This is a genomic window from Streptomyces yerevanensis, from assembly GCF_000716805.1.
GTDB lineage: Bacteria > Actinomycetota > Actinomycetes > Streptomycetales > Streptomycetaceae > Streptomyces > Streptomyces flaveus.
Genome location: NZ_JNWJ01000012.1, coordinates 205,437 through 212,184, shown reverse-complemented (window position 1 = coordinate 212,184; position 6,748 = coordinate 205,437). Strand labels below are relative to the sequence as shown.

The 6,748-nt window shown below is 68.3% G+C and carries 5 protein-coding genes and 1 pseudogene; 3 read left to right on the top strand and 3 right to left on the bottom strand.

Going from position 1 to position 6,748, the window contains the following annotated elements; translation table 11 throughout:
* Positions 1 to 134 precede the first annotated feature (134 nt).
* Positions 135 to 334, bottom strand: a pseudogene (locus OP79_RS56990) (hypothetical protein); the annotation flags it as partial.
* A 126-nt stretch (positions 335 to 460) separates the two neighbouring features.
* On the opposite strand from OP79_RS56990, the gene OP79_RS15530 reads away from it, so the two are divergent.
* Together OP79_RS15530 and OP79_RS49725 are read left to right on the top strand one after the other, a co-directional pair.
* Positions 461 to 1,366 carry a DUF72 domain-containing protein gene (locus OP79_RS15530; protein WP_033320763.1) on the top strand — a complete coding sequence of 302 codons (906 nt, stop codon included), beginning with the start codon at positions 461 to 463 and terminating at the stop codon, positions 1,364 to 1,366.
* Positions 1,367 to 1,482: 116 nt separating this feature from the next.
* The gene (locus OP79_RS49725; protein WP_078491805.1) at positions 1,483 to 2,268 is read left to right on the top strand and encodes a tetratricopeptide repeat protein; all 786 of its coding nucleotides are present in this window, start codon (positions 1,483 to 1,485) and stop codon (positions 2,266 to 2,268) included.
* Positions 2,269 to 2,568: 300 nt separating this feature from the next.
* Here OP79_RS49725 and OP79_RS15520 read toward each other — a convergent pair whose 3' ends face one another.
* Together OP79_RS15520 and OP79_RS15515 are read right to left on the bottom strand one after the other, a co-directional pair.
* Positions 2,569 to 3,582, bottom strand: coding sequence for an ABC transporter ATP-binding protein (locus OP79_RS15520; RefSeq protein ID WP_106972391.1), 1,014 nt, complete (start codon positions 3,580 to 3,582; stop codon positions 2,569 to 2,571).
* Between the two features lie 201 nt (positions 3,583 to 3,783).
* A complete protein-coding gene (locus OP79_RS15515; protein ID WP_157857320.1) occupies positions 3,784 to 4,476 on the bottom strand; it encodes a hypothetical protein in 693 nt (230 codons plus the stop codon).
* 277 nt (positions 4,477 to 4,753) lie between these two features.
* Here OP79_RS15515 and OP79_RS15510 point away from each other — a divergent pair, with 277 nt between their 5' ends.
* A complete protein-coding gene (locus tag OP79_RS15510) occupies positions 4,754 to 6,688 on the top strand; it encodes a SpoIIE family protein phosphatase (RefSeq protein WP_033320761.1) in 1,935 nt (644 codons plus the stop codon).
* Positions 6,689 to 6,748 lie beyond the last annotated feature (60 nt).

The window sequence follows — 6,748 nt, the reverse complement described above, 5'->3', positions numbered from 1 at the left end:
TCCTGGCTCCACCGGGCGAAACGTCGGTAGACCGTCGGCCAGGCCGGGCCGGACACCGGGGGCAACTGACCCGCCGGAACAACGTCCATAACTCATCCGGCACCAACCGTTCCATCAGATCCGTCATGCACGGCTCAACGAACGATCACCCCAAAGGAACGACGTCTGAACCGCTCCGGAATCGGTGGAGGTTCCGGCCACAACACGCGCACCGGGACCCCGTTCCGCTGGACGTAGGACACCACGTCGGCGGTATCGCCGTACCCCACGCCGGTTTTCCGTCCCACACAGCGAACAGTTCGTCGGCCAGGCCGACGAGGATCTCACTGCCCGCCGTTCTGCGCCTGAAATCCCACCTCGCCATGAAGAAGATCAAGGCGGACGGCTGAACTTGCGGGAATCCGCTCACAGGCTGACGATTCGGCAGCCTGCTCGCGGGGCGGGCGGGTACCCGCCCATCATGGGCGACATCCTCGTGGGCACGTGCTCGTGGACCGACCGGATGCTGGTCGGCAGCGGCTGGTACCCGGCGGGACGACGGGACGCCGAGGGGCGGTTGCGGCACTACGCCGAGCGGTTTCCGGTCGTGGAGGTCGACGCCGCTTACTACGCCCTGCCCGGTGAGCGGAACAGTCGGCTGTGGGTGGAGCGGACACCTGACGGGTTCGTGTTCGACGTGAAGGCGTTCTCCCTGCTCACGGGGCACCCCACGCGGAGTGCGGTGATGCCGTACGGGTTGTCGGCAGATGCCCGGGATCCAGGAGTGCTCGACGAGGTCTGGGCGCGGTTCGCCGCGGGGATCACGCCGTTGCGGCGGGCCGGGCGGCTGGGGAGTGTGCTGTTCCAGTTCCCGCCGTGGTTCCGGCCCGGGGTGCGGGCCGAGGCATTTCTGGCGGAGTCCGCCCGGAGGACAAAGGGGTGGCCTGTCGCCGTGGAGTTCCGGCATCCCGGGTGGTGGCGGGAGGGGCAGGCCGAGGCCACGTGCGCGCTGCTCGCGCGGTACGGCATGGCCGCCGTCGCCGTCGACATGACCCAGACGCTTCCGTCCTCCGTACCGCCCGTCACACCCGTCACCTCTCCCCGGCTGTCCGTCGTACGGTTCCACGGGCGCAACGCCGCCTGGGGGACCGGGAGCAAGGAGGAGCGGTTCCGGTACGCGTACGGCGACGACGAACTCGCCGAGTGGCTGCCGCGGTTGCGCGCCCTTGCCGAGCGGGTCGAGCAGCTCCATGTGCTGTTCAACAACTGCTGCGGTGACGCCGCCGTACGGGCCGCCGAGTCCATGACGCGGCTGCTCGGACACCCGGTCAAGGGACGACCCCTACCAGCCTCGACGCCCTCACCCGGCCCAGCCCCGCAACATTGACCGTCGCTTGGCCCACCGCCCTGGTGCTGCACCGCGTAACGTCGGCATGGCCCGAGTGGAGTAGGGCGTTGCCCAAGCAGTCGCCTTCGGCATGGGGTTCACACAGGCTCGAGCACATGAGATGGCAGAGGAGACAACGGCTCAGGAACCAGGGTGAGCGGGAGCAGCAAGAGGGAACCCGCACCTGGTTGCAGCGCGCCGCCGACGACGGCGACCCCGAGGCCATGTCCGACCTTGCCCTCCTGCTGAAGCAGCAGGGGGAGGTGGAGAAGGCCCGCACATGGTTGCGGCGGGCCGCCGACACCGGCCTTCCCGGTGCCATGTCCAACCTCGGCACCCTGCTGGCCGAGCAGGGGGAGGTGGAGCAGGCCCGCACCTGGTTGCAGCGTGCCGCTGACACCGGCGAGCCTCAGGCCATGTCCAACCTCGGAGCCCTGCTGGCCGAGCAGGGGGAGACGGAGCAGGCTCGCACCTGGTTGCAGCGCGCCGTCGACACCGACCACCCCGACGCCATGTTCAGCCTCGGCCTCCTGCTGACCGAGCAGGGGGACACCGAGGGCGCCCGCACCTGGTACCAGCGCGCTGCCGACACCGGCCACCCCGGCGCCATGTACAACATCGGCACCCTGCTGCACGGAGAGGGGCAGACGGAGCAGGCCCGTCTCTGGTTGCGGCGTGCTGCCGACGACGGCCACCCCGACGCCATGTCCAACCTCGGAGCCCTGCTGTACGAGCAGGGAGAGGTCGAGGACGCCCGCGCCTGGTGGCAGCGCGCCGCCGACACCGGCCACACCGGGGCCAGGCACAACCTCGGCGTCCTGCTGAAGCAGCAGGGGGAGGCCGAGGGCGCCCGCACATGGTGGCAGCGCCGCCGACATCGGCGGCCCCGGGGCCATGCATAACCTCGCCGAGCTGCTCGACAGGCAGGGGGATCAAGTCGCCACCGAGCCTCCAGAGTCTGAGATCAACGAGTCGGATAACGAGTCGGATGATGAGATACACCGGCTGGAGGCCATGTATTGAGGCCATCCTGAGGCCGGAGGTATCGGGGGAGGCCCGGGAGGCGTTCTCCGACGGGTCGTCTGCGTGTGGCTACGCCGCCGCGCGGGACTGGGCCGGTCCATCACCACGGGGATCGAGAGCCTGTCGCCCCCTGCCTCGTCTGTCCGGCGACGAGACAGGAGGCGAGGCGAAGGGGACGCTCACCGAGCACTCCCGGGAGCGGTCTCGTTGAGGAGTCGGCAGAACTCCTCCTCCAGGCTCGCGACCGGTTCGGCCAGTTCGTACACCTCGACACCGATGGCCGCGGCTGTGGCCAGGATCGTCTCGGCGCCCGCCCCCTGGACGAGCACGCCATGTGCCGCCTCCGAGCGGATGTCGCCCGCAGAGGAGGCGAGTCCGGCAGCCATGCGGGCGTCGTCGGAAGTGCGCACTCGCAGCGCACCCCCGACGGGGCAGGAACGGCGGCGCAGAGCCTCGACGGAGCCGGTGAAGAGGACCCGCTTGTGCAGCACGATCACGCGGTCCGCGATCTGCTCCACCTCGGCCAGGGCACGGCTTGACAGCAGCACAGCGCGTCCCTGATCGGCCAGGCGGCTCAGGAGAGTCCGCAATTGACGGACGCCAATCGGGTCCAGGCCGCCTGCGGGCTCATCGAGGATGAAGACGCGCGGGTCACCGAGCAGTGCGGTGGCGAGTCCCAGGCGGTGGCGTGTGCCCTGGGAGTAGGTTTCGATCTTCCTTTCCGAGACATCCTCGATGTCGGTCATTGCCAGGACTTCGTCCACCCGGCGAGCCGGGACACCCGCTTCGGTGGCGGCCACCAGCAGATGCTGGCGGCCCGTGTGTCCGGGGTGTGCGCCGGCGTCGTCGAAAGCCACCCCCACCTGCCGGGCCGGGCCGGGAAGTCCCGCGAAGCGTTTCCCCAGGACGGTAGCGGTTCCGCAGTCAGGTGCCACCAGACCGGCCAGTATCCGCAGGCAGGTCGTCTTCCCAGCGCCATTCGGCCCGAAGAATCCGGTGACCTCACCGAATTGGACAGAGAAGGTCACATCCTCAATCGCGGTACAGGCGCCGTAGCGTTTGGTCAGCCCGGAAAAGGAAATGGCGATCGTCAACTCTGTCACCTCTTTCTGGTTACCTTGTGTACAGCCATGCATATACATTGGCCGGCCTGTCTCCGTCGCTTGTAGGTTCGACATATCGAGTCGGAACATCTGATCTCATCTTTGCAATCGGCAGGCGGCAGGTGCAGTACCGAGGCTTCGGGGCTTGACGTCGGGCGGGAAACGTGCGCCCCGGCCTGCGTGCCGCGATGTACGCTCCGCGACCTCGTGCCGTCGCGAATGCGCCTCCGTCCGGGGCCGGAGGCGCATCCACTGAGGTCGTCGAGGGTGGTCACTCCTTGGGTAGTGGGTCTATGAGCTCAGGGGGTAGTACCCCATGGCCTTCTCGAGCTTCTTCAGTGTCATGTGATCCGCGCAATGCGTGCTCTTGTACCAGCGCAGGTCCACCCCCTTTCGCCATGCGTTGACGAGGTAGTCTTTTTTCTTGGTGTTGAACAGCATCGCGTTCCGGACCGGCGATAGACCGGCAGTCGCTCCGGCCTTGCCGCCGCGTACCTTCCACTGGCAGTCCGATTGCTTCAGTACCTTCGACCAGCCCAGGCTGTTCCCCCACGGCCACCCTCGGTAGATCATGTACCGATTGGTCGATTTGTTGTAGAGAGCGAGCGACTGGTCGTAGCGGACCGGACTGAAGTTCCCTCCATAGCACCTCACGAACTTCCACTCGTTCTTGGCGAAAGGCCTGAACTTGAGGTCGGTCCCATACGGGCGAGCCTTGTGGTGGAGGTAATCCCCCTCGCGCTCGTTGTAGAGCGCGAACGGTACATTTGCCCTGGTGAGACCGGAGAATTGCATTCTCCATTGCCCGGGCGACGAGGGCTGTGACTTCGCCTGTGCCGCGGGAGCCTGGATCTGCGATACCGCCGTTGCAACCATGAGCGTCCCGAGGGCACTCGCGATGGCGCGACGTGACATAACTCTGGACATGTTGAACTCCTCACGAAATCGAGAGGGTTTCCGAATCGGCGAGGTTGCCGAATTCATTGACACGACTTTTCACGGGGAGAGCCGGCGAGGGGTAGCCCCGTAATGTCGGGGCTTGACACCCTCCCCCTTGTTCCTCTCGGAAATCCTCGGAATCCGCCGCCCGCCATGCCCGTTCAGGCAGGCGCGCCGGAGCCTGTGCCCTGCCGAACTCCCTGGTCGACGTGCTGCGCTGGTGCTTGGTGGGCCGCAGGTTGATGCTTGTCAGGAGGGCGGTGGTTGTGCAGGTTCCCGTGGGGAGCGGGACAGGGAATCAGCAGGTGTGAGGTGAGCGGTGATGGAGCGACTTCCCACCCCTCCTGGTGAGGGGCAAGGTGAGGCGCGGGACGCCGGGGAGCCGCCATACACGGCCACGGCCACCATCGACGATCAGGGCTTTGTGACCGGGTGGAGTGAGGAGGCCCGGCGGCTGCTGGGGTACGCGCCCGCGCAGGTGGTGGGGTTCCCGGCTGCCCAGCTGCTCGCCGATGACGTCGGCGAGCAGGTGCGGCGGGCGGCGGCCGGGCAGGAACGCCTCAACGGCACAGTGACGCTGAGGCGCGGCGACGGCCACCGGCTGCGGCTGGGGCTGTTGGCGCACCACCGACGCGGGAGCGGCGGGGCAGGCGAGTGGCTCGTGGTGTGCGCGGTGGCGGACCCGGCGTACACGTTCCGGGGCGAGGCGCCGGCGGAGCGGACGTTCCTTCAAGCCCCTTGCGCCATGGCGGTCTTCGACACCGACTTGCGGCTGATGCGCGCCAACGCGGGCATGGAGGACGCGCTGTCCTTGGAGGAAAGGCAGATGCTCGGGCTGCGTCTGCCGGAGATCGCGCCGTGTCCGGCGAACGATGAGGCCGAAGGCAAGATGCGACTGGTGGTGAAAACTGGTCAGTCGCAGCAGGTGAAGCCCTGTCTTCATCCCGCGGGTATCAGCGCGGGGCACAGCTGTTCGGCCACGCTTGCCCCGTTGAGGGACCCGGACGGCCAGGTACGTGCCGTGTGCCTGGCGGCGCACCACGAGTCGCAGGGGTACCTCGCCCAGGAGCGGACGCCTCTGCTGAACGATGCCGACGTCGGCACCGCCGTGGACATCGCCACCCGCGCGCGCACCACCACCATGACGCTGCAGAACAGCCTGCTGCCGCAGACGCTGCCCGATCAGGCGGCCCTGGAGGTCGCCTCCCGCTACCTGCCCGCCGCGACCCGCGCCGGTCTGGGGGGCGACTGGTTCGATGTGATCCCGCTGTCCGGCGCCCGGGTGGCCCTCGTCGTCGGCGACGTCGTCGGCCACGGCATCCGTGCCTCGGCCACCATGGGCCGACTGCGCACCGCGGTGCGTACCCTGGCCGAAGTCGACCTGCCGCCCGACGAGTTGCTCACACACCTCGACGACCTCGTCCTGCACCTGTCCGCCGAGGAGGGCGGCACGGGAAGCACCCCCGAGACTGCTGGGGGCATCGGCACCACATGCCTGTACGCGGTCTACGACCCGGTCTCACGCCGCTGCACCCTCGCCCGGGCCGGCCACCCCCCGCCCGCCGTGGCCGCCCCCAACGGCACGGTGTACCTTCTCGACGTCCCGGCCGGTCCACCGCTGGGCCTGGGCGGTCTGCCCTTTGAGACCCTGGAGACCGAACTGCCGGAAGGCAGCCTCCTCGTCCTGTACACCGACGGTCTGCTCCAACCCCGCGAGCACGACATCGACGAAGCTCTGGACAACATGTTCACTGCCCTGGCCCGCCCCGCCACGCAAGTGGAGACGGTCTGCGACAGCGTCCTCGCGGCTGTGCTGACGCACCGCCCCGATGACGACGTCGCCCTGCTCATCGCCCGTACCCGGGCTCTGCACGCCGACAAGGTCGCCGTCTGGAACCTCGCCAGCGACCCCGCGATCGTCGCTCAGGCCCGGCGCCACACCACTGACCAGCTGGCTGCCTGGAGACTGGACGACGCCACCCTGATCGCCGAACTGATCGTCAGTGAACTGGTCACCAACGCCATTCGCTACGGCCGACCGCCCATCCAGCTGCGGCTGATCCACGAGGACAACACCTTGATCAGCGAGGTCTTCGACTCCAGCAGCACCGCCCCGCACCTGCGGCGCGCCCGGCTGTTCGACGAAGGGGGGCGGGGCCTGCTGATGGTCGCTCAGCTCGCCCACCGCTGGGGCACCCGTCATGGCCCCCTCGGCAAGACCATCTGGGCCGAACAGTTCCTGGCCGCCGGCACCTGAGTCTGCCGCGCAGACAAACCGCAGACAAACCGCCGACAACCGCAGACAAACACGGCCTCG

Excerpts from the sequence above, each read along its gene's own strand:
- OP79_RS15530 (WP_033320763.1), top strand. The coding sequence starts at position 461 with ATGGGCGACATCCTCGTGGGCACGTGCTCGTGGACCGACCGGATGCTG.
- OP79_RS15515 (WP_157857320.1), bottom strand. The coding sequence starts at position 4,476 with ATGAATTCGGCAACCTCGCCGATTCGGAAACCCTCTCGATTTCGTGAG.
- OP79_RS15520 (WP_106972391.1), bottom strand. The coding sequence starts at position 3,582 with ATGTTCCGACTCGATATGTCGAACCTACAAGCGACGGAGACAGGCCGG.
- OP79_RS15510 (WP_033320761.1), top strand. The coding sequence starts at position 4,754 with ATGGAGCGACTTCCCACCCCTCCTGGTGAGGGGCAAGGTGAGGCGCGG.
- OP79_RS49725 (WP_078491805.1), top strand. The coding sequence starts at position 1,483 with ATGAGATGGCAGAGGAGACAACGGCTCAGGAACCAGGGTGAGCGGGAG.